The organism is Verrucosispora sp. TAA-831, from assembly GCF_050780145.1.
Lineage (GTDB): Bacteria > Actinomycetota > Actinomycetes > Mycobacteriales > Micromonosporaceae > Micromonospora.
The window spans coordinates 701,955-727,930 of sequence record NZ_CP192240.1; the positions used below are offsets into that span (position 1 = coordinate 701,955).

Genomic DNA, 25,976 nt, shown 5'->3' on the forward strand with positions numbered 1-25,976 from the left:
GACCACAGCCCGAATGGGGACTTTCGGGCATCCCGCTTAGGGGTGCCATGGTGTACGACGGGTGCGGCGTGCCGCAGTGGCGGCGACCCGCATGAAGTGGCGACGAGGCGAGGTATCAGGTGCCCGGCGGCGACGGTTGCAAGGAGATCATGGCCGTTCCGGGCCGATTCGTGCTCACCGGCGCGATGACCCAGCAGGAGCACCCCCTCGCCCGGGCGGTCGCGGTCGCCACCCCGACGCCGGACGACGGCACGCTGGTCTACCTGATCGAGGAGACGCCGCGCTCCGCCGCCGGCCTGAACTACCTGCGTGTACAGCCGTTCCCCGATGCCCTGGTGCTGGTGCCGTGGGAGCTCGACCGCTGGGCCACCGGGGGGCAGCCGCTTCCGGACGACCCGGAGGGCCTCGGTCGCCTCGCCGACCTCTACCGCCTCCAGGTGCAGGTGCCGGTGGGTGAGGCGCGTGGACCGCAACTGGTGCCGGTCGACGCGCACGGCCGGGAGGCGTCCTGGGACGACGCCACGTCGGTACGGGTGCTGCCGTGGTCACACGTGGCCGGGCGGGCAGGGCTGCAGAGTGCGTACGGACGGATCAGGGCCGGGGAGAAGCCGGGCCGCCAGCGGGTCGACGCCCTGTTGGCGGGCCTGGCGGAGATCCAACTGGCGCTGCGGGACACGATTCCGCCCGGGAGCCTGGCCGCTGCCGTGCACCTGGCCCGGGCGGGCAACGAGGCCGACGCGGAGACCCTGGCCCGGAAGGTGCTGCCGGTCGCCGCCTCGGACCTGCCGGATCTGGTCGGCGGCACCGCACAGCCGATCGCCGCCGACGTGCTCCTCGATGCCCTGCGCAACACCCCGGACTCGGCTGCGCTGGTGTCGTTCCTGGCACCCAACGGCGGGCCGACGGTGGCGTGGCTGCTGCCGGATGGCGAGGACGTGCTCTGGATCGGGTCGCCTGAGTCGGACGGAGCGCCGATCGTCACCCGGGTCACCGACGACTGGCGGATGGTGGCGCTGCGCGACGACGCCACCACGGTGGTGCTGCTCGACGCGGACCATCGGCCGGTCGGCGTGGACGTCGACACCTCGCCCGCACCTGCCCTGTCCGGCGACACTGTCGAAGAGTGGGCGGATCACCCGCCGGTGATCGCCCAGCGTTCCACAGAGGTGGAGGCGCGCCTGGCCGAGATGCGGCGCGTATTCATCGAGACGGGCACCGAGCTCCGGGAGTTGCGCTCCGCGCCGAGCGCCGTCGACCGGGGCCGCGACGCCGAGGAATCGACGACCTCCGCCGGAGCTGCCGACGTGGCGGCACGGGAGTGGAAGATCGCTGCCGAGGTCGATCGTCAGCGGACGCGAATCGCCGAGCTGACCAAGATCACTGAGCACGAGCCGATCGAGGAGACGTCGGACGGCGTCCTGCACGGCCACGTCTGGGTACGGCAGGCGGTGCAGGGCCGCCCCGGATACGTCCGGATCCCGGTGCGCGTCGACGAGGCGGGGGTGCACAGCATCCACCCGGACACGGGCGAGCTGACCGGTGACCTTCGCCTGGTCAACGGCGAGTGGATGCCCCGGGTGCTGGGCGGCGCGCCCGGCTCGTCCCAGCGACGGGCGGGTTCGTCGTCAACCCGGCGGGGATCGGACGTGGACGACTTCGACATCGATCCGTTCATGGTGACGGCCGCCCTGGTGGGTGCTCTGGAGTCGGAACCGCAGGCGATGTCGCAGTCCCAGATCGTCGATGTGCTGAACGGCCTGGCCGCCGGGCTCGGCGTCGACCGTGCGGAGTTGCTCGCGGTCGGCTTCGCCACGGCGTACGCCTTCGGTGTCGACCACGTCACCGTGCCGCGCCTGACCGTGACGAAGCGGGCTCTGCTGGCCCTGCCCGGTAAGCGGGCCGAGGATCCGATCGACCGCCGGCTCGTGGACGAGTTCCGCCGCCTGGTTCCCGACGGCGACGAACGTCGCGCCAAGCAGGGACTCATGCGGCTTCTGGAGTGGCTCGGGCACCCGGGCACGACCTGGCCGCCTGCGGGGTTGACCGCCGAGAACGTGAGCCAGATCTTCGGTATGGACCGGAACTGGATCGACCGGTCGCTGTCGCAGCCGGACGGTACCGGTGTCTGGTGGCTGGGGCCGGCGGTGCAGCGGCAGCTCGTGGGTCCGGTCGAGGGCGCTCTCGTGCTCGCGTACAAGGCCGAGGCTGATCTTCTTCCGGTGGGGTTGCCGGTTCCCGGTGGTGCGGCGCTGCTGGTGCGGGTGGGTCAACTGATGCGGCGGGCGCTGCCCGAGGACGAGCGCGAAGCGCCGGTGCTGCTGGTGCCGGTGACCTCGACGCCGGTCGAATACCACTGGTTGCGGGCGGACCTGGCGGAGATCGAGGACCGGCTGGGCCTCGGGGTGACGATGGCCGAGCCGGTCGTCCTGCCGGCCGCCGTGACCGGTGCGGGATCCGACGCGATGAGTCTCGACGAGGGTGTGGCCGATCCGGCGCTCACGCAGTCGTCCGAGAACGCCGGTGAGGTCGCCTTGGCGGCGTTGCGGCGGGATCTCATCGGGTGGGGTCAGCAACTGAGCGGACTGAATACGGCCGGGCCGAGCGGCAGCGCCGGTAGTGGGGAAGAGGTGGCGCGGGCCCAGTCGGAGATCGACCGGTTGCGGGAGCGCATCACCGAGCTGACCGAGGTCGTGGCGTACGGTCCGGTCACGGCGACGGGGAGTGGGCTTGTCGGTCGCGTCTCCGTGCGGCAGTGGATGGAGGGCCGCTTCCAGCGGGTCGAGATCCCGGTGTTCATCGACGGCTCCGGGGTACACGGCCTGCACCCGGAGACCAACGAGCTGACGGTCGACCTGCGCCTGGTCAACGGCGAGTGGATGCCCCGGGTGCTGGGCGGCGCGCCCGGCTCGTCGTCACGGCGGGATGGGTCGGGATCGCCTTCGGCGGAAACGGCTGAGGCCGACTCGGCACCGGACGTTCCCGAAATCGTGGCGCCTTCGGAGTTCACCGAGAGGCAACTACGCAGCGAGCTGCCGGACTTGTTTGCCGAGAGCCGGCGGCCGGGCTGGAAGACGGAGACGCTCTGGGCCGCCGTGCCGATCCCGCCGGAGCTTGCCTTCTCCATCGGCCTACAGCAACGGGTAGTCGACACTCCGGACGGCATCATGCCGGTGTTCGACGGCACTGCGGGCATGGCGGACGGGTGGGTGGGCTTCGGCGTCGACCGGTTGCACCGGATGCCAGCCGACGGCGAGATGGTGTACGCCGTGGTGGCGCACGGTGGCATCGACGCGAGGGAAAGCCGGGCCACCAAAGCGGCGTCACCGACTACCGCACCCGACGTACTGGGTCAGTTCGCGGGAGAGAACGTCGTCGCCGGGTGGCAGGTCTCGGTAAACCCGGAGACCGGTGAGGTCACCTTGCACAAGGTGGCGAGGAACCCCGGCTTCTCGGTGCGCGACAGGGGCGAGTACGTCCCCCGGGCATCCGATTCCGAGCTTGCCGAACTGGATCGTGCGCTGGCGACCATGGTCGGCGACCTCGCGACGAAACGTGGTGCGACGCTGGTTCGCGGCGGTGAGGAGTGGAAGCCGGGCAGGGTCGCCGCCGACTACGAGTTGCATCGAGCGGTGAGCCGGGACTACTGGGCCGATCTGCGACGTCAGGCCCGGGAGGAATACGACACCCTGGGCGCCGCGCGCGGCCAGACAGCAGCCTGGCAGCGTCAGACCGACCTGCTCTTCGCGCATCTCGGCACCGGCACCCCTTATGGCTTTTCGTCGGCTGTCACCGACGTCCGGAACACGTCGGGCGAGGACAGCCAGGCCGCCTTCCACGGCATGAGCTGGTCCATGTCGCTCCCACGGCCGGAATCCGTTGACGAGAAGCTCCGGCTCCTGTCGCACGAGGGGGTCCATGCCGAGCAGCGGGTGCTGATGGGCCGGCTGGTGGCCGGTGCCACCAACGACCCCAGTGCCATGGATCAGATCACCATGGCCGACCCCGTGCGCGACGATCTGTGGGACCAGCCACTTTGGCGCGATGATCCGCGCTATCCGTTGGCATTGCACCTGTGGTGGCTGATGCGCCTGGGCCTCGACGAGGAACTCCACCGCGAGGCCGAGCAGGCAGTGATGCTGGCCGTCAGGAGCTTGGACCAGGCAGTCAGAGTCAGAAAGATCGGGCAGTTCAGTCCGTCCGTGCGGGAACTGCTGGAAGCGCGGAGGATCGGCCGGGCGGCACCTGCGTCCTTACTGCACACCATGATCGTTCGGCTCGGTCTGGAAGGTCCGGCGTACCGTGCGAGTCTGGAGTTCCCGGCCGAGGGCTCCGTGCGGGACTGGGAGAAAGTCTCGTCCGCCCTGGTGCCGCCGATCTCCGGCTACCAGGCCCGGACGAGCGAGGTCGGCACACACCTGTGGCGGGAACGACAGGAGCCGCAGGACAGCGTCGCGCGACTGGTCCACCATTCCCGCCCGATCGTGGTGGCGGAGGTGGGCCGCGCCGAGAATGCACTGGCGCGTCTTGCCGGCATCGTGCCTCGACTGCCGGCGGACGCCCTGGTGGAGGTGGTGACCTCCAGCCCTCTGACGCTGGCGCAGGCCGTGGAACTGGCGGCGACGGTCGGCACGGGTCAGATGCTGGCTCTTCCCGTTTCGGCCGGCTTCCAGATCGATCCGGCCGATCCGCTGTTCGACCACTTCGTCCCGTACTCGCGGTGGCACACACAGTCGATGAGCCTCTTCGCCGACTACGTCACCGTGCACACGGAGCCGCGACGGCCCACGTTCCACCTCGGGGTCCCGGTCGCAGATCTGACCAATCTCGGGCGTGGTGTCTTCCACCGGCCGAACCAGGACGACTGGCGGATCAGGCCGGTGGGACGGACGCTCTGGGTACACGCCACCGATGAGCCGTCGGCGGCGGTGCCAGTGGCGGTGGAGCCCGATCGCGGCATGCCGAGGATCATCGTCGGCGCTCCCGACCGGGACACCCCGTGGGAGATCGCGCAGCTCGGACTGTTGCTGGCCGAGCGGCTCATGGCCATCCCGGACGGTCGCGTCGACCCGGATCTGGTGCAGATCCACCGGCCCGTCCTCGACCCACCCGAGTGGGTCGACCTGACCTCTGGTGACGCTGCCGAGCCATGGACGAGACAACTCCTGATCAACGCCTTCGGCGAGGGCGCCGTCGACGATTCGCAGCTCAAGCACAAATCGGGTGCTGGCGACTTCGACATCGACCCGTTCGTGCTGACGGCCGCCCTGGTGGACGCGGTGGAAGCGGCACCACAGGCGTTGTCGGAGGTCCAACTCGTCGAGGTGCTCGACGGCCTCGCCGCCAGGCTCGGCGTCACCCGTGCGGAACTGCTTCCGGTGGGCTTCGCCACGGCGTACGCCTTCGGTATCGGCCATGTCACCGTGCCACGCCTGGCCGTGGTTACGCGGGCCCTGCAGAACGTGAACGGCTATCGGTCCTACCTCGATTTCGGTGACGGATACCAGTCGAGCACGCCCTGGGCCACCGGGGGGCCGATCGAGAGCTGGCTCATCCGGGACTTCGAAGAACTGGTCACGGCGGGCGACGAGCGTCGCGCCAAGCAGGAGCTCGCCCGGCTCCTGGAATGGCTCGCCCATCCGGACACGACCTGGCCCGCCGAGGGACTGACCTCCGAGTACGTGCAGCAGGTCGTCGGTCAGGACACGAGCTGGGTCGACCAGGTGCTGTCGCGGCGTACGCCGGATGACAGTGGGGTCTGGTGGTTGGGGCCGGTGGGCCAGCGAGACCTCGTCGCTCCGGTCGAGGGTGCGCTCGTGTTCGCGTACGAGGCCGATGCTGATCTTCTGCCGTTGGGGTTGTCGGTCCCGGGGGGTGCGGCGCTGCTGGTGCAGGTGGGTCAACTGGTGCGCCAGCAGCTACCAGTGAAGAAGCCGGACAATCCGGTCCTGTTCGTGCCGGTGACCTCTGCGCCAGCCGAGAGCGACCGGCTGCGGGCCGAGTTGACGGAGTGGGAGAACCGGCTGGGCTTCAGGGTGACGATGGCCGAGCCGGTCGTCGCCGCCGTGCCGGGTGATGCGGCTTCCGCTCCGGCGGACCCCGACGAGAGCGTGGCCGGCCCGGCGACCGGGCAGCAGCCCGAGGACGTCGGTCAGGTGCGCCTGGCCGCGATGCGGGGCCTTCTCATCCGGCGGGCGGAGGATCTGACGCGGCTGCGTGCGGACGGTGCGGGCGCTGACGTGCCGCATCAGGTTGCGCAGGTCCAGTCGGAGATCGACCGGTTGCGGGAGCGCATCACCGAACTGACCGCGATCGTGGCCCACGCCCCGGTGGCGGCATCGAACGGAGGACTTCGCGGTCGGGTCACGGTGCGGCAGTGGGTGGACGGCCGCATGGATCGGGTCGACATCCCGGTTACCTTCGACGACTCGGGAGTGCACGGCCTGCATCCGGAGACCGGTGAAGCGACCGGTGACCTCCGTCTGGTCAACGGTGAGTGGACGCGCCGGCTGTTGGGTGGTGCGCCCGGCTCGTCGGGGCGGCGCGCGGCGTCTGGGTCCGCGTCGGCACGGTCTGCGTCCAGATCTGCGCCGAGTGCGCCCACGGCCCCTTGGGTGCCGTCCGGGCTGACGGCCGAGGCTCTGCTGCGCAGTCGGCCCGACCTGTTTCGGGAGAGACTGCCGTCGGACTGGGCGACGCAGATTCTCTGGGCCTCCGTCGCGATACCCCCACAGTTGGGCTTCACCACAGGTCTACAGCGGCGGGTGAACCGCAGTGACGATCCGAATGACATGCAGTCGGTGTTCGACGGTGCCGAGGGCATGTCGAACGGGCTGGTGGCGTTCGGTGCAGGCCGGTTGCGCCGGATGCCAGCCGATGGTGAGACGGTGTACGCGGTCGTGGCGGACGGCGGTGTGGACGTCCGGAACAGCCCCGGGCTCGCGGGGGTGTCTCAGACCGGGCCCGACGTGCTGGGCCAGTTCGCTGGGGCGAATGTCGTCGCCGAGTGGCAGGTTGCGGTGGACTCGGAGACCGGCACGGTCGCACTGGGACCGGTGGTCGCGAATCCGTTCTTCGAGGTGCGGGACCAGGACGGGGAGCCGGTGACGCCTCCCGATCCGGACGGTCTGGACAGCGCTCTCTCCTCGATGCTCGGGGACCTGGCAGCGAAGCAGAGAATGACGCTCACTTTGGATGGTGGTCCGGAGTGGCGCCCGAGTATGACCGCAGGCGATCAGACGCTACGGACCACCGACCCGATGTACTGGGACGAACTGCGGCGCCACGCGCGAAGTCGCTATCGCACCCTGACCGGCCAGCGTGGGACGGATCGGCAGCAGCGCGCCTGGCAGGAGATGACCGACCATCTGACGACGACACTGAACCGCAATGCGGACAGAGCGGGTCGCATGCCTTCCATCGACTTCGTTCCGGAACCTTCCGGCAGCGAGTATGAGGGCAGCTTCTCTTCCTACGCGTGGTCGATGGCCCTACGGCTGGATCGCACCGTCGACGATGTGCACGAGACGTTCGTCCACGAGGGCGTGCATGCCGAGCAGTACATGCTGGCGGCTCGGCTGGCCGCAGGATGGAGCAACTCTCGCGAGGTGCTCCGGTTGGTCACCGATCGCAACGATGTGTCGGAGAAGTGGTGGCGGCATCCGCTCTCGCCCGATGATCCGCGCTATGCCGTTGCGCTGGACGCCTGGTGGCATTTCAACGTCGATTTGACGGCGAACTATGGATCGATGTTCACGGTGGCGAAGCAGGCGGTGGGGGGAGGAGTTTTCTCGCTCGAGAAGGCGGACGCCCCTGGCTTCAGCCAGTCGGTGGCCGATCTGCTTCGCAGTCGGCTGTATCGGGACGCCTACTGGGCGAACGTGTTGCACATGCTTGTCTCCCACGTCGGAGTCGAGGCGCCGGCGTACCAGGCGGCGAGGATCTATGCAAGCGGCGGCTCGGTGCGGGACTGGCGTGCGGTCTCCGAGGCGAAGGTGCCGCGAATCTCCGGTTACCAGGCGGAGGGCAGCGCATCCGGGACGCATCTGTGGTCGGCCTCGCGTTCGCCGCGAGATGACGGCGAGCGATTCGCGCATCCCTCTCGTCCGATCGTGGTGGTGGAGATCGGTCGTGCCGCGACTGCTGCTGAGAAACTGACCGCTCTGGCGAGGCGGCTGCCGGAGACCGCAATGGTCGAGTTGGTGACCAGGGACCAGCTCACGCCGACACAGGCGGTGGAGCTGGCGGGACTTGTCGGGGCGGAGCGTGTCCTGGCGATTCGCGCCACACCGGATTTCTCGATCACCCCTGAAGAAATCCTCTTCGATCATTTCGTGCCGTACCTGTCGTGGCACAAGCAGTCGATGAGTCCCTTCGCCGATTACTACACCGTGCACCGTGACGCCCAATTCCCGAACATGCGGAATTTGCCCGGCCTACCGCATCTGATCAATCTCGGCGGCGGTGTCTTCGAGCGTGAGCGCCAGCCGGACTGGCAGATCGTCACGGTGGGCGAGACGCTGTGGATCCGTCCTCCGGATTCCGCCGACACGGCGAGCCCGGTCGCGACGAATGCCGAAGACGGCCTACCGAGGATCGTCGTCGGCAGTCCGGACCGGGAGACGCCGTGGGCGGTGGTCCAGTTCGGCTACGCGTTTGCCGAATACCTGACCGGCAGAGTTGACGCCAGATCCGATGCGAGCCTCGTGCAGGTGCACTGGCCGGCAGCACGGCGACCCGAACTGAGTGAGATGCCGCAGGACGGGGGTGTGGCCCCCTGGGACGCTGATCTGCTCAGCATCGCCTACGCCGACGAGCCCTATGCCTCCGAATATCGATACGAGTCGACACAATCCGATGTCGCTATCGACGAGTATCTGCTGACTGCGGCTCTCGTGGGGGCGGAGCAACCCCAGACGGACGGGCTGACGCGAGCGGAGATCGTCAACATTCTGCACCGGCTCGCCGGTCAGCTCGGGGTGACTCGCAGCGAGCTGCTGCCGATCGGCCACGTGACGGCGCTCGCGTACGGCATCGGTCATGTCACCGTGCCTCGACTGTTCGCCGTGACGCAAACCCTGCGCGCCCTGCCGCGGCTGGACGATGATCCGATCGGTCACTACGAGGTCTCGCAGCTCCGCGAGCTGGTGGACACCACAGACGAGCGCAAGATGAAGGAGCGGCTCGCCCGACTGATCGAGTGGAGCGAGGGTCTGGGACCGAGTTGGACTGCCAACGGCCTCACCGAGGACCTCGTCGAGTCGGCGGTCGATAGCGACGACATATGGATTGACGAGATGTTGTCCCGCCCCGGGCCGTCCCTCAGCGGCGGCGTGTGGTGGATCGGATCGGCTGTCCCCCCACGCCTGGTGGCTCCGGTCGCGGGGTCGCTCGTGGTCGCGTACGCGGCCGACAGCCGCCTGATGCCGGTGGAGCTGCCGGTGCCGGGCGGAGCCGCGTTGCTCGCGAAGTTGGTCAGGCGGCTGCGGCGTGAGGTTCCCCGTTCCGAGCGGCAGAAGCCGGTTCTGCTGGTACCGGTCACGGCCGGACCGGTACAGACCGACGTGTGGCGGTCCGGGCTGACCGAGCTCAGCGATCGGCTGTCTCTCGACGCGACGATGGCCGAGCCGGTCGTCCTGGATCCGACCGACGTCGACGTCGACGCGGCATTCGCGCAGATGAACCTGGACGAGACAGCGGCCACGGTGGGGCGGCCTTACGGTTGGCGAGCCCCGGACGAATCGATGTTTCCGGACTATCCGTCGGAGTGGACCGGCAGCCCGGTGGATCCCGATGAGGAGCCGGTGTCGGTCGGTGCAACCAGCCGGGAGTCTCGTCCGGCACCGACCGCCCCGCCGTCCGTTCCCGGCCGGACGAGCGGGGTCGAGGACGAGCTGGTCGTGACCCGGGCGCAGGCACGGCTGGTCAGTTGGGCGGTGCCGGACCGGCTCGTCGAGCTGCGGCGGTTGGCCGACGAGGGCCGCCCGGGTGCTGGCGAGGCGCTGGCCGACCTGGAGAAGTACCGCGAGGTGTTGGCGCGGACCACCGCACCGGATCAGCAACAGTCCGACAGCGCGCGGTGGGATGTCGCTGCGGTGGCGACCGCCTATCGGGTCGTGCACGACCGGTTGACGGCGTTGGCGTCGGCGCTGGACCTGCCGCACCTGGCACCGCCCGGCCCACCTTCCGTCGCGGCCGACGACGGCACCGTGCCGGTCGACGCGGTGCCCGTGCCGGCCTTCCCGGTGGAACTGGTGCCACCCGGTTCCAAGAAGGTACCCGGGTCCAAGAAGGCACCTGGGTCCGAGGAGGCACCTGGGTCCGAGGAGGCACCCGGGTCAGAGGAGGCAGCCGGTTCCAAGAAGGCACCCACGATCGCCGACCTGGTGGCCGACCCGGCGACGCGGGAGTGGCTGACCTCGAACACCATCCCACCCCACCAGGTCGCGCGCCTGGTGACCGGCGGACGTCTGCGCTTCGACCCGGGACAGGTCGACCAGGCGGTGCGGATGCTGGGCGCGGGGGCAGACGCCCGGCAACTGGTCGACCTGGTCGAGGTCCTCGGCACGGTACCGCTCGACCTGCGGGAACGGTCCGAGGCGGCGGGGCTCGCCGGGCCCGGTCCGCTGTTCGGTGTGGTCCGTGAACTGGCGGTGTCCCCCGCAGACGTAGCGGTGCTCGGCGACGTGCTGGCCCGGGTGGCGGACGGCTCGTCCACGGTCGATCCGGACGAGGGCACCTGGGTCGACCGGCTCCGGCCGGCACTGGCCGACGCGGGGGTCCGGACCAACAGCGACCTGGTGTGGCTGATGCGGCTGACCCGCCGGATGGGCCTGGCCCCCGCCGACCGCAGGTGGTTGGGCGAGCTGCGCGACCTCGGGGTACCGCTGGAACTGCTGCACGAGCTGCCCGACGAGTACGTCCGGGCGGCGCTGGACGGCCGGCGTCGGGCCGACACCGGTCTTGCGGGGCTGGTCGCCGACACCGGCCTCGGCGGCCCGGCCGCGGTGGAGGCGGCGGCCGAGCGACTCGGCGTACCCCCGGTCGACCTGGCCCTGGCCCTCGGCGACCGGCTGCGGGCGGCCGTGTCCGATGCTCCACCGCTGTCGGACGCGGGGCCGGACGACCTCCGGGAGCAGGGGCAGCAGGTCGCCGATCGCGTTCTGGCCCAGGTCGCGTCGACCGGACCCGGACTCGACCGGTGGGTGCGCTGGAGTGCGCGGCTCGGCTTCCCGGTGGACCGGCTCCGCCCGCTGGCCGAGATTCCGATGCTCGAAGGTCTCATCTGGGAGGCCCTGGGGGACGTGCCCGGGGGCCGGGTCGCCGAGGTTCTCGTCCCGCTGGTGCCGGAGGTGGCAGCCCCGGCGCCGATCGCTGCCCAGCACACCGCTGTGCCCACCCCGGACGAGTTGGCCGCGTGGTCGGCAAGACTCGGTGTGCCCGACTACTACCTGCGGCGGGTGCTGGTCATGCCCGGCGTCGACGGGCGAGCGCTGCCGGCGTTGGCCGACCGCCTCGCGTTGCCCCCGGACCAAGCCGCCGCACTGGTCCGGCTGGTCGAGGTCACCGGTCGGGTGTCGGCGGACGACCTGCTCATGTTCGCCCACCGGCTGGGCGTGCCAGAGGGTCCCTATCTGCTGGTCTGGCTCGCCAGCTACTGGGAGATCCATCCGCGCAGGCTGATGCCGTTGCGTCCGCTGTTCGCACGGATCGCGCAGATGCCCCGTCAGGGGCGACCGCCAATGCAGGAGATCGAGGAGCTGGTCGGTCGTTGGGCGGACCCGGGCCGCGCGGGCGCGGGGTACCACGCAGAGCCCGCTGCCGACCTCACGGACGGACTGCTGCTCGACCGGCACGACACCTTCGACAACGACGACCAGTTCCAGATGTGGCCCACCGCCGAGGAGACGGCGGCCAGCGTACGCGGGCCCCAGGCCGACACCCGGACCGCAACTGACAGCGACGACGACTCGGACCGCAGCTCGTCGTCCGAGTCGCACCGCTCACGTAGCCTCCTGTCCGACTTGGACGATGACGAGCAGCAGGTACAGCACACGAGCCTGGCCGCGCTCGTCTACAGCGGTCGCTCAACCTGGACCAGGACGGACGGTGCCGGCCGGAGTCGCCGGAACGCCTCCGCACTGTTCTGGGCAGCCGGTCTCGGGTCAGGCCCGGAGGGGGCCGGGCTGGCGGTCCTGGATCACCTCCGGACGTTCGTGCCGACGGCGGTCCGCGATCGTCGTGACAAGCTGCGTCGGTGGGCGGAGATCAGTTTCGTCGAGGCCGAGGAACTGTGGCGGGACACCGAGAAGGTCGCCGCCGACCCTGACCTGGGGACGCTGACCCGGCAGGCGACGATCGTCGCTTCGGCGGCGACGGCGGCAGTGCCCGCGCTGACCCGTCACATCACCTCACCCGACGTGGCGGAGGTGGTTCGGGGAGCCGTCCAGGCCGCCGACGCTGTGGTCGACGCCGTACGCGCCTGGACCGAACGGTATCCCGACCGGCCGATACCGTCGGCCGGAGACGATCCGGCACGGCCGGTGCGGGTCCCCGACCTGGTGCGGGCGCTGCCACCCAGCGGGGCGCGGACCCCGGTGCCCGCCGGTCGGGACGACCTGGCCGCGATGTTGACCGGGGTACGCGCACTGCTCCACGCGTTGACTCGGACGACCGAGGTGGGCCACGTCTATCGGACGGCTGCCATGGTGATCGAGGTCGCGGCCACGCACATCGCCCGTCTGGTGGTGGGGGCCGGCACCACCGCTCCGCCCGGGGCGGCGTTGATCGCGAACGCGGTCGTGGCCCAGGCGGTCGAGGCCGCTGCGCGGCTCACCGCGACTGTGGCGGCCTGGGACCGGCTGGCCGGTGGCCTCTCCGCGGCCGAACTGGCCGCAGCCGTGACCGACGGTCAGGCGGAGGCCCGAAGCCGAGCGGAGACCGACGAGCGGAGCGCGGACATCGTCCTCGCCCCGAAGTGGGCCACGCTCATCGACGTACCCGAGAGGGAGATCGAAGACGACAGATATCTTCGTCCCTGGTTGGACCACCTGGCAGTCCTCCAGACGGCTGACCGGATCCAGATGCCCCCCGCCGTGCTCTACGAGTACGCCCGGCGCAACGAGTACCTCTCCAAGCGTGTACCGGAGCTGCTGAGTACCTGGAACCTGGGACGGAAGCCCGAGGGCATCTACCGCCTGGCGAACGAGGAGTCGGTGCCGGTGCGGTTGCTCTCGCCGCTCCGGACCCTGCTGAACGCACGGACCCGGACCACCGATCCACGGCAGGTGAAGCGCTCCCTGGAACGCGTCGAGCTACCTGACCGGATCGCGAAGTCACCTCGGCGTCGGCTTGCCTTCCTCACCGACGTCGACGTGCGCACGACGGCCCTCGCCGAGCTCTCTCCCGGCCAACTCGAGGAGTGGGCTCACCGGTGGGAGGCCGACATCCTCGGCATGGACCCCGAGGATCTGGACGGCGCCGACGGGGTCTCGCTCCGGTCGCTTCTCGATCTCGTCGACCTGGTACGCCGCGAGTTCGCCGCACGGGAACCCGACGGCAACTGGGAACCACACGACATCGAGTCCCTGGCGGACGCGCTCGGACTGAGCAGGTACCTGGTCACCGGCCACAGTGTCCGGATGGGCCGGGTGCCGGTGGAGCTGGCGGCGAAACGCGACGGCGGCTACCTGTTCCTGCTCGCCAACGCACTCCGTGTGGACTCGCGTGAGGTGCCGAAGCCCGTCCGAACGCAGTTGACCGAAATGGTGGAGGGTTCGCGTTCGCTGCCCCGGCAGGTCGTGGTGGACCGGACGATCGCGCGGATCCGGGCGAAGGGGCAGAACCTGGCGCCCAGGGAGTCCCTCACCGGCAAACTGCTCCGGATCGGTGTGGCCTCGAACGACTTCGTACCGCGACACCTGGGACTCCTCGCGCAGCAGGCCGGTCTTTCCGCGATGGAGCTGGTCGAGACGGCATACCAGGCCGGCGAGGTCGACCTCTGGCTGACCGCCGACGCCATCGGACTGACGGCGGGCTCCCGTCCCGTACCCCAGGACCGGCCGGAGGCCGAGGTGCCCCGCATCACCGGCGACCTCGCGGTACTGCCACGCATGGTCAAGGAGTGGGTCGACTGGCTCGGCGGAATCGCCGCAGCGTCCCCACGCCTGTATCCGGCGATCACCGCACAGGCGCGGTGGGTCGGCTGGACGTTCGACGAACTGTCGGCGCTGCCCGCGGACGAACGGGCGAAGGTCCTTGAAGCCCTCGCGGCGTCCGCCACGGAGGCGGGGCTCATCGGGGACTACCACGACACCGTCTCGCGGCACGACCACGACGCCGAAGACCTGCTCCAGGCGCTGACCGGATTCGTCGACAGGGTCGCCGACGCTCGCATCGAGCTGCCGATGCCGCAATGGGCTGAGCTCTATTCCGGTGTGCGCGTGAACGTTCGCGTGCCACAACCGGTCGACGCTGACTTCGCTGCGTTCGCGAGTATCGAGACGCGGCGGGAATGGTTCCTCACCGATGAGCCCGACACCTGGAAGGAGATGGAGGAGGGCCTGCGTGCGCTCCAACGGGACGGGACCCGTGTCGCTGCCGCGACCGTCTTCGACTCCGATTTCTCCGAACCGGTCGCGCGGATCGCGGAACTGGACCTGACGCCACTGGCCGTCAGCGCGTTGCTCGCGGTGATCTTACGCCCGGGCGGCCTGACGAGGTACCCCGAGCTGCTGGGCTATCTGGGGTACGAGGTCGACCCGCACGACTCGACGCGACTGGATCGTCGGGTCAGCCGACCTGAGCCGATTCGCGTCGACCCGTTCTGGTCGATCGACCATCTGCCGACCGTTGCCGTCGTCATGGCGGCGGCGATCGCGCGCCTGCGGCAGCCGGGGCCCCTGGTCGCCGCTGCCCGCCCGACTACGACCCTCACCTGGTTCTTCGACGGCGAGGATCCCGCATTCGTCGGTGCCGACGAGCACCACCTGGTGCCGAAGGACGTGGGTGACGCACCCGGCAGCCTGGTCCGGGCCGTTCTCGACGGCGCCCGCGCCCAGGGGCTGCGGCTACCGTCGCAGGTGCGCGACGAGGACGACCTGATCCGGCACGTACGGCAGGTGGTCCAGGACGACCCGAGCAGGTTCCCGTTGCGGACCATCGGGGAGCTGGTCGCCGAAGACCTCGACGACCGGGCGCTCCTCGGCCTGGCGGAGGCACTGCCGGTCACGTCGAAGAGACCTCTGGATTCGGCCGTCCTGCGGCGGAGGATCACCCAACTGGTCAACGAGCGCGACCCGCGTCTACGGAGACTTCTCAGCACCGCCGTCGCCGTGCCGGGCAGCGGCGCGGCATGGATACTGCGCCGTGTGGGTGGGAACGGCACCACGGGTGCCAGCCACCTCGCACACCTGTTGCCCGAGGCGATCGGCGACCCGGCCCTGTGGGACTCCGCGCTGATCGACGAGGTCATCGGCGCGATCGCCGTCGCGCTGGAAGTCGACCTGGTCGTGGTGGAGGACGAGGTTGCCCGCCGGTTCTCGGGCGGACGACACTCCACCCTCCACCTGCTCCGGGTCGAGCGGGACCTGTTCCGGGCCTACCACCCCGCCCCGGTGCCGGCCCAACTCACCGCGATCGAACCCGCGCACGTGATCTTCGGCGAGTACGACGCGGCCACCGACTCGGCGCGTCTGCCACTCGTGGTGACGGGGCTGGACGGCCGGCGCCTGAGCGACCTGACCGCCGACCTCACCGGCCAGGAACTGATCGACCGCTGGGCGGTCCATCCCGCCGGGGAATCACCGCCGCTGCTCCTGGTCATGGGCGGGGCCGCCGACGAGTCCGGCCCGCACGGTGCGCTCGCCCGCCGCTTCCGGGACCGTTTCGCCACCCCGGTGATCGCCAGCACCGTCGACATCATCCTGGGTGCCGACGGAAGGGTCTCGGCAGCCTCCGTGGTCCGCGCCCCGGACGGAACCGTCGACCACGCTCGGACGCAGCCCGGCGAGTTCCGCTACTTCCCGCCGGTCGGAGACGGGTCGGAGCCGCTCGGAGACGACCTCGCGGTGGGTGGGGACTCGCTCGGGCTGCGAATCGTGGTGAACCTCCCGATCCCCGACGTCGGGGTGACCGTCCTGGCGGCCCGACCCGATCGACCGCCGGCTCAACCGGATCGACCGACGGCTCAACCGGCCAACCCGTGGCTTACGAGCGCGTCGCGGGACCAGTTCGACGTCGTCGCCTCGGAGGCCGAGGAACCGACGGCCCAACCGACAAATCCGTGGCTCACGAGCGGTTCGCTGGACCAGTTCGACGTCGTCGCCCCGAAGGCCGAGGAAGCGCCGGTGCCGCACCGCTTGGTGGACGCGGCCCCCTCGGCTGAGTCGACGAGCGCCGGTCGCATCCGCCTCGGCGAGGTGCAGCGTGCCTTGGTCGACAGGGCGAAGGCCTTCAGGAAGCTGAACGCCGACCGCGCGGCTCTTCAGCATGACGTCGACTCGGGAGAACTCACACTCACGGCAGTCGCTGCCCAAATGGCCGAGCTGTCGGACAAGATCGACCGCGCGCAGAAGGAGATCCGCAGCCTGCGGGAACGCGCGACCGAGCTGAGCGAGATCGTCCGGCACCAGCCGGTCGAGGCGACACCGGAGGGCTTGACCAGCCACATCTGGGTCGAGCAGTCGGTGTCGGGCGCCGATCGGTGGCTGCTCGTGCCGGTGCTTATCGACGACACCGGCGTGCACGGCCGGCACCCGGAGACCGGTGAACGGACCGCCGACTACTTCCTGACCGCGAGCCGGCAGTGGCTGCCCCGCCTGCGCGGTGGCGCACCCGGTGCGATCCGTGACGCGTCCGTCGAGGCGCCGACCGCGAGCCGGACCGACACGGCACCGGCCGGGACGAGCGCGCCCCCGGCGGCGCCCGGCGTAGTGGCCGATGCCGGCCCGCTGCCACCCCGTGGGGCGGCTGGTGCCGCCTCGCCGTCAGCGTCCGATCTGCCAGGCGCACTCGCCACGACCGAGGCCCAGGTGCGATTCGTCGCCTGGGCGATACCGGATCGGCTGGCGGCCCTGCGGCGGCTGGCTGCCGAGGGCCATCCCGGGGCCGGTGCGGCCTCGGCAGCCGTGGACGCACACCTGCGCGTGTTGTTCGGAGCTGCCCACGGCCCGGCCCCGCAGGTCTCCGAGGCGGATCGCACCACCAGCTACCAGCGCATGCACGAGCGGTTGGTGGCACTGGACCTGCCCTACCTGGCGCCGCCGACGACCGACCCGTCGGGGGGTGACGACGCCGTCGCGTCGCTGCCCGTCGTGCCCGAGACGGACTTCCCGGTCGTACTGGTCGCCCCCGGAGCGGAGTCCGACCCCGACGGCCGCGCGACGGCCACCGAGGACGACGGCCCCGACGGCCGCGCGACGGCCACCGAGGACGCGCGATGGTTGCAGGGTGTCGGGATCACCGGCCCTCAGGCGGCTCGCCTGCTGGACGACGGGGAACTGCCGTTCGACCGGGCCGAGGTCGACCGGCTGGCGCAGCGGCTGGCCATGGCGGGCGACGAGGTCGCCGAACTGGTGAACCTGGTCGAGGTGCTCGGCACGGTGCCGCTCGACCTGGGCACCCACGCGCGAGGGATCGGGCTCGCCGGACCTGGGCCGCTGTTCGGTGTGGTCCGCGACCTGGGGGTGCTGCCGGAACTCGTGGTGACGGTGGGGGACGCGCTGGCGCGCGTCGCGGCGGGCTCCCGCGAGATCGAGCCGGACGAGGGGTCCTGGGTCGACCTGCTGCGCACGGAGCTGGCCGGGGAGGGCGTCCGCACCGACAGCGATTTGGTGTGGTTGATGCGACTGGTCCGCCGGTCGAAGCTGTCCCCCGCCGACCGGTCCGCGCTGGGGGAGCTGCGCGAACTCGGCGTACCGCTGGAACTGCTGCACGAGCTGCCCACCGCCCACGTGCGTGCGGCGCTGACCGGCCGAAGCCGGGCGGCCGGGAGCCTGGCGACGTTGGCCTCGGAGTCGGGCCTCGCCGGCCCGGCGGCTCTGGAAGCGGCGGCCGAGCGGTTCGGCGTACCCCCCGTCGAACTGGCGCTGGCCCTGGGGGACCAGCTCCGGGTGGCCGCCGCATCGGTGCCCGTCGACAGCCCGGAGGACACGGCGCTGCTGCGCCGGCAGGGGCAGCGGGTCGCCGAGGCGGTGTCGGCGCTGCTGCCGGCGGGCGCCGACGTCGTCAGATGGGTGCGGTGGACCGCGCGCCTCGGGTTCCCCGTCGAGCAACTCCGTCCGCTGGTGGACTCCCCGGCGATCGCGGAGTCGGTCTGGGCCGCCCTGGGCGACGTGCCGAGCGAGCGGGTGGCCGATGCCCTTGTGCCGGTGGCACCCGAGACGGCGACCACGGCCGAGCTGACTCGGGCCCTCGCCCGGAAGCTGGACGTTCCCGCGCCCGACCCGACCGACCTGACACAGTGGGCGGAGCGACTCGGTGTGCGGGTCGCCTATCTCCGTCGGGTGACGGCACTGCCGGGAGTCGACGGCGCGCCCCTGTCGGGGTTGGCCGACCGCCTCGGGCTGTCGGCCACGCAGGCACCGGCGTTGGTACGACTGGTCGAGGTGACCCGTCGGGTACCGGTCGAGCTGCTCTGGATCGCCTACCGGCTCGGCCAGATGCAGCTCCCGTACGCGGTGGTCTGGCTGGCGGCCACCTGGGAGACGGACCCGCGCGGGCTGCTGTCGCTGCGCCCGCTGTTCGACCGGATCCGGAAGATGCCCTCCGAGGTATGGCCCAATCCGGGACAGATCGAGGAACTCGTCACCCGGTGGGCCGCGCTCGGCCGGCCGGGAGCGCGTGGCGACGGCGGCGGTGACGCGCAGGAGCGGCCGGACCGGAGCGACGCGTCGATCATCAGCGAGTCCGCCGCCGACGATCAGCGGCCACGGTACGTCCGGGAACTGCTGCGGTTCGCCGGCGCCGGCACCGGTCAGCAGGGCGGGGGACTGCACCTCGCCGATCGCCTCCGGGCCGTACACGTCGCGGAACTGACACGCGATGTCGAGCAGTTGCGCCGGTCGCGGGATGTCGCCGTGGCCGACCCGAGCGCGGTGTGGCAGGAGGTCGACGCGGTCGCGGACGATCCGTACGTCGGAGCGTTGACCCGGCAGGCGGCGATCATCGTCGGTACGGCCCGCTCCGTGACCCTGACGCTCCATCACCCCGTCGCCGACCCGGGCGACGTGATCCAGGCAGCCACCCGCGCGGCCGGTGCCCTGACCGCCGCCGTCCGGTGGTGGACGGAGCACCACGCCGACCGATCGATACCCGGCGTGGACGAGACGACCACGCCGGCTGGTCTCGCCGACCTGGCGGCTGCGCTACCCGGGCCGAAGCCGGGCGGGCGACGGGACGCGGCCGTGCAGATGCTGGCCGAGATGCACGCCCGACTCGAACCGCTGAGCCGACCCGGCCCCACCTGGCACAGCCACCGCAGCGCCGACCTGGTGATCCGTACGGCGGCGGTGCACGTCACCCGACTGCTGGTGGCGGCCGGTGCCGCCGCGTCGCCGTCGGCGTCGCTGATCACGGCTGCGGTGGCGGACCAGGTGGTCGAGGCGGCTCGACAACTCGCGACGGCGATGCGGACGTGGAACCGATTGACCGGCGGTATGTCGGCAGCGGAGGTGTCGGCGACGGCGGAAGCTCCGCCCGGTGCCGACGATCTCCCGCCCGCGCAGTTCGTGGACAACCTGCTGGCCGCGTCCTGGGCCACGCTGTTCGCTGTCCATCAGCACGACATCGAGGGTGACCGACGCGAGCGTTCGTGGCTGGACCCCGAGATGGTGTACGCGCTGGCAGTCGAGGAGCAGGTGCCGTCGGGGCTGGTCTACCGGCAGGCCAGGGCGCAGGAACATCTGTCCGAGCGGACCCCCGACCGGCTCCGGGCATGGGGTGTGCAGCCGCCGTACGAGGCGGTCTACCAGTCGGCCCTGGATCTGCAGGTGCCGGTGCGGCTGTTGCAACCCTTCCTGCGGGCCGGTGGGGTGGCGGCGCATTCCGATGCGGCCTGGATCCGGGGCGTTCTCAGTGACATGGCGCAACGGGCAGGAACGGTCATCGAGGAGCCGAGCCGGCACCTGGCCTTCCTGACCGACCTCGGCTTCGACGCCAACCAGCCGGTGACCGGGCGCGAACTGGACTCTGCGGACCGGCAGTGGACCGCCGACGTTCTGGGCATGGACCCGTCGGACCTGGACCGGATCGGCACGGCGAGCTTCGACGACCTCGCGCGGGTCGTCGAGAAGATCCGTGAATACCACGACGGGAGGACGCCCGGCGGTTCCTGGGGCCGACACGAGATCGAATCCCTGGCGGACGCGCTCGACCTGAGCTACCTGCTGGTGCTGGGACACAGCGTACGGGTCGGCCGGGTGCCGGTGGAGCTGTCGGACGACCCGTACGGGTCCTGGGTGTTCCTGCTCGCGAACCGGGGTCGGGTGGACGCGCGCGACCTGGCACCGATCCGTGGCGAGATCGCGGTCCACGTCGACCGTGGTGGTCCTCGGCACGTGGTGCTGGACGAACTGGCCGCCCTGCTGCGTGAGCACGTGGGCGGGGTGCCGCCGCGCGACTCGCTCACCCGTCGTCTGCTGGGAGTCAGCGACGCGGAGGAACTCAAGTTGCTCCACCTCAGGGAGCAGTACCAGCTCGTGGGTACGCCCATCGAGGACGCCCTCACGGTCGCGGAACTGGCCGAGGTCACGCTGGACGTGGCGCTGGAGTTCATCACCATGGCGGCGGGCCACCTCCAGTCCGGCGCGGACGGTGCGGCGGCACGCGGTGCCGCCGAGCTACCGTCGGCCCCTGAAACGCCCGAGGTGACGGCGACCCGGCTCCGGGAGTGGGTCGCCCGGTTGGACGGCATCCAGGACTTCGACGGCGACGTCGCTGAGGTCCTCTGGGGCGCGCGGGACGCCGGCTGGACCCTCGAAGACCTCTCGGCGCTGTCGGTCGACGACGCGGAGCGGGTGCTCACGGCCCTGTCGATGGCCCTCAAACTGGACGTCGAGTTCCGGAGCATCACCGTCGGGTACGGCCGCGACGTCGGGGCGATGTTCAGTCGGCTGAAAGAACTCGTCGAGTACGCCGCCGACAGCCGGTTCGACCAGCGGAACCTCATGTGGACGGACGTCGCACTGACCGGGGTCCGGATCGACGTCGACCTGCCCGGGGCCACCGGTGCGGAGCCGGAGTCCCGCGGCTGGGATCTGGAACGCGAGCCCGACCGGCGGTCCGTCAACGCCGAACTGAGCCGACTGCACGGCGCCGGGACCACGATGGTCTCCGTGTCCTTCAAGACCCCGGCCGGCGACGTCATCCGGGTGGCGGAGGTGGACACCGTAGGACCGGTCTTCGGTGCGTTGGCCGCGATCCACGGGCTGCCCGGCGGGCCAGCTCGTCATCCCGACCTGCTGGCTCACCTCGGATACGAGTTCGCCCCCTACGACCACAATCGACTGGACCGCCGGGTCAGCGCGGTGCCACCGCTGGCCCTCGCTTCCTTCGCGCGGGTGGCGAACCCGTCGATTCGCGCCGTGATCATGCTGGCGGCCATCTGGCGGGAACGGCAGTCCGCGCCTCTCGCCCCCGTGGGTCGGGTGGAGCCGCTCACGACCGGGCCGCTGGACGACGGCGATCCCACTGTCGCCGCCGAGTGGGAGTACCACCTGGGTGCCCGGGACCTGGGCAGCGAGCCGGGCAGCCTGATCCGGGCGGTGCTCGACAGCGCCCGCGCGCAGGGGCTGACGCTGCCGGCGCACGTACGGGACGAAGCCACCCTGCTCCAGCACGCCGGACAGGTCGTCCGCGCCGATCCGCACCGGTTCACGATCCGGTCCATCGGTGAGCTGATCATCGGCAGCCTGGCGGACGAGGCGGTCACCCTGCTCGCCGGGGCACTGGGCCTGAACGAGCCGTACCCCGGTGAGCCGTCGCTGCGCACCCGGTTGGTCACGATGGCGGACGAGGACACGACCCGCCTGTACCGGTTCCTCGGCACCACGTTGCTCACTCCGGACGCCGACGCGGCGGGGGCGCTGGTGCGAGCGGGGTCACCCGAGGCGAACCCCGCCCGGGATGCCGCCGCGCTGCTGGTCGCGGCGATCGGTGCGCCCCGGATGTGGAACTCCGCCATCCTCGACGAGGTCGCCGCGGTGTTCGCCGTCGTACTGGGAGTCGACTTGGTCGTGCTGGGCGACGAGGACGCCCGCACGTACCCCGGCGGCGGCCCGACACTGTTCGTACGCCGGGTGAGCGGAGACGTCTTCCAGTCGTACCGACCGACCGGCTCGTGGGGTCAGCCGGCCGCCTTCGGCCCGTCGCCGACCCTGCTCGCCGAGTACGACCCGACCACGGACGTGGCGCGCGTGCCGGTGGTGCTCGACGGCCGACGCCACCGGGACGTGACCGCCCGGTTCACCGGAGCAGACCTGATCGACCGCTGGGCGGCGCGGGCACCGGACACCTCGGCGCCGCTGGTCCTGCTGGTGGGTGGTGCCGCCCGTGGCGGCGGCACGCACGGCCCGTTGGCGGATCGCTTCCGGGACCGTCTGCGGCAGGGCGTGGTCGCTCCCCTCGACGACATCGCACTCGACCCGCAGGGACGGGTGTCGGCGGTGCGGGCGGACCGGCGTCCCGACGGCACGGTCGATCTCCACGACGCACAGCCCTCGGAGTTCTGGTACTTCCCCGCCGACGGCGGTACTGCCATACCGCTCGGCGGTGACCTGGTGACCGGTGCGGCCACGGTCGGCCTGCGGCTCATGGCGGGCCTGCCGACGACCGGCGAGGTGCGTACCGCGCTGGCGCTGCGGCCCGTACCTCCTCCCGGCGACGACGTGCCGCCCCCGAGGCTGTTCGTGGACGGCGACGGCGCGGTCCGGCTCGGTCGTTTCGCCTCGCCTCCGGAGGGCTGGTGGCCGCTCGGCGACGCGTCGCCGCTGCTCGCCCTGCGCTGGCTGATGGCCGGCGGACCGGTCGACGGAATCGACCCGTCGGCCCTGGAGCAGCCGGACCTCCAGGTCGCCGCCGAGCAGGCCACCCGGTTGCACGAGCAGCAGATGGCGATGATGGACGTGCCCTACCGGATGCGCTCGCTGCTCGCTGCGGAGTCTCCGCGCGCGACCACGGTGCACGACGGACTTCCCGCGTTGCGACGAGGCGACGGCGTCATCTTCGTCGGTGCCTCCGGGCAGGCGCAGGCAGCCACCCGACTACGCAACGGTGACCTGCTCACCTACCGGCCTGCTCGCAGCGACACCTCCACCGAGCGACTGTCCTGGGCCCGGTTCGTCGAGGAGGCGGGCGACGGCTGGTTCCTCGTGCAGCACCGCGCGGCGGACCCGGCGCCGGTGGTGCTTCCCACCGACGGACCCGTCGATCCGACCGCCTCACGGTGGTACGACCGGCCGGAGAACGTCGGAGCCGGCGTGGTGCCGGAGATCGAGCAGGCGCCGCAGAGCGGTGTGGTGCGGGGCGAGAAAACGGACGGGCTCGACGTCCGGCTCAACCCGTTGTGGATGCCGCTGGCCGACTTCACACCCGAGGTCTGGGCCGGGCGTCCGGACCACGACTGGCTCTTCCTCGTCCTGGAACGCGGGTCGTACGCCGAGGCCCAGGAGGGTGAGGACGCCCGCGACCTCCTGGTGTTCGTCGGCTCGGAGACCGCGACCGACGCGATGTCGCCGGCGCAGCTCGACGACCTGCTCACGTCGATGCGGAAGGTCGACCCGACCGTCACCCTGGCCGATGTCCGGGACATGCTCGACGGTCCCGGACATCCCTCGCTGGCCGCGCGGTTCGAGGGCGACGGCACCGCGAGACTGACCCGGGCCGGGGTGGCCGGGAACCTGCGTCGGGATCCGCAGACCGGCACCTGGGCGTTGGACGGTCTCTCCGGCCGGTACTCGTCAGGCCGTCTCGGCCTGCTTGATCATCTGGACCGGTGGTTGCGCGATGTGGCCCGGCTCATCGCCGACCAGGTGCGCGAACCGGTCAGGTCGAGCGTGTACAGCAGCCGGGGACGGATCGATTCCCGGTACGATCTCACCTCGAAGATCTACTACCCGCACCCTGCGGACACCCTGGACACGTTCCACGCGGTGCGGCGGATGCCCGACTTCCGGCCGGGGGTGTGGTCGGTCTACGCCACGCTGGATCCACAGACGGGCGAGGTGGTCACCCGCAACGGACGGTACGGCCCCCGGAACTTCACCCGCGAGTTGGCGCGCAGCAACGCCAGGTACGAGGGCGCGTTGCTGTTGGTGCTCTTCCTGCCCGGCGATGCGGAGGGCACCGAAGCAGAACTCAAGGCCCTGTCCCGCTTCGGGGAGCGAGTGCAGGAGGCGCGCCGCACCGACGTGACGGTGTCGGTCGGGACCGCCCACATCCTGCCCGGAGACGGGGACGTGCGGTTGGGCACGCTCACCGCCGACGTCGTGGGTGCGCCGATGGTCGAGCCAGCGGGTGCGTTCGTCCGGTTCCGGCAGCCGGAGCCGGGGAGGGAGTCGGACCCCAAGCCTCCGCCGGAGTTGCTCGACGCGTCGGCCGACGCGTCGATGATGGCGCTGCTGGTGATCGGCTACCCGTCGGGCGTGCACGATGCGTTCCAGCGGCACCCGGTGCCGTTCGGACCGCCACGGATCGACGCACCCCGGGGTGCCGCGTACGACGGCGGGTTGCTGGTGGTGGGCGACGTCGACAGGTGGCGGCAGCGACCGGTCGCCGAGGCGGTCGCGCGGGCGGCCCGCCCGGTGCGGCGTCCGGTGGTGGTGGTCGAGGTCGGTGCCGGAGTCGACGAACGAAGTGCCGTGCTGACCGTGCTCGGCATGACGCTGATCAAGCTCGGCGAACGGCACCTGCAACCGATCGTGGTCGCCACCGCGCCCAACGCGGCCCTGACCGCACTGGTGAACCGCTACGACCTTGCGCTGATCAGTCCAGAGACCACCGCCGCGGACGCCGGCTGGCAGGTCACCGGGCCGGACGGTGCGCAACGCTGGTCGACGTCGGCGTTCGTCCCGACGCTTCTCACCACTGCCGGTCAGGTCACCACGGGCCCGGTCGCCAGGTCCGGATCGGTGACCCTCTCCGAGTGGCTGGGGCAGCCCGACTGGCCCACCGCAGAGAAGTACCTCCGCGAGAACGTCGCAGAACTGCGGCACCCGGACCTCGTGGACGAGCTGGCTCACCTCCAGGCGCGGGACCCGGACAACCGACTGCTCTCCGCCCACAAGGCGGTGCTCGAACTGGTCGAGGCGGCGAACGGGGTGATCGACCCGGCCGAGTCCCGCTACCAGCCGAGCGAGCCGATCCAGAAGTTCGCCATGGAACCCCGCACCAGTGTGCAGGGTCCGATGACGGTCACCTTCGCCCTCGACTACCTCGAACCGAAGCCGGATGCGCTGTCCCGCAAACCCTGGGACGACCGCCTGCTCCGCCTCATGTACACCGACGACCGGGCCCGCGCGCTGGCCGCCGCCCTGGCCGCCGGGGTCGTCGGCGAACAACAGGACCGCGTCGACGACGGACGCTGGAACGCCACCGTGTTCGGCGCGGTCGCCCTCGTGCTGCGGATGACCCGGGAGGAAGCCGGCGTCGTCTACGCCTGGCGCAAGACCATGGATATGGAAGCCCGCACCGGCGTCGTCGACGCCTGGCTCAAGGCACTGGAGGACGTCGCCTGCTGCGAGGCGAACCCCACCCACCGCATGTACTGGGTGCCCCGCATGGACGAACTCCGCCGCGAGATCCACGACCACAATATCCTGGGCCACAGGGACGAGTCGGCGAAGCACTACGCGGATCTGGTGGAGGCGATCACCGACACCATGGCCAACTGCAACCCTGGCCAACTGCTGACCGGCCGTCAGGAGCCGGGCAGGATGCCGTAGCTGTTGCGGTAGACCTTGCCCGGCTTGGGGTGGGTGAACCTC

1 protein-coding gene is annotated in these 25,976 nt (G+C 71.0%); it reads left to right on the forward strand.

Annotation, left to right across the window (positions count from 1 at the left end; all coding sequences use genetic code 11):
• The first annotated feature begins 149 nt into the window (after positions 1 to 149).
• Positions 150 to 25,934 carry a hypothetical protein gene (locus ACQVFL_RS03340; protein ID WP_431728669.1) on the forward strand — a complete coding sequence of 8,595 codons (25,785 nt, stop codon included), beginning with the start codon at positions 150 to 152 and terminating at the stop codon, positions 25,932 to 25,934.
• Positions 25,935 to 25,976: the final 42 nt, after the last annotated feature.

Bases quoted from the DNA above. Each gene is read 5' to 3' on its own strand.
- ACQVFL_RS03340 (WP_431728669.1), top strand. From the start codon at position 150: ATGGCCGTTCCGGGCCGATTCGTGCTCACCGGCGCGATGACCCAGCAG.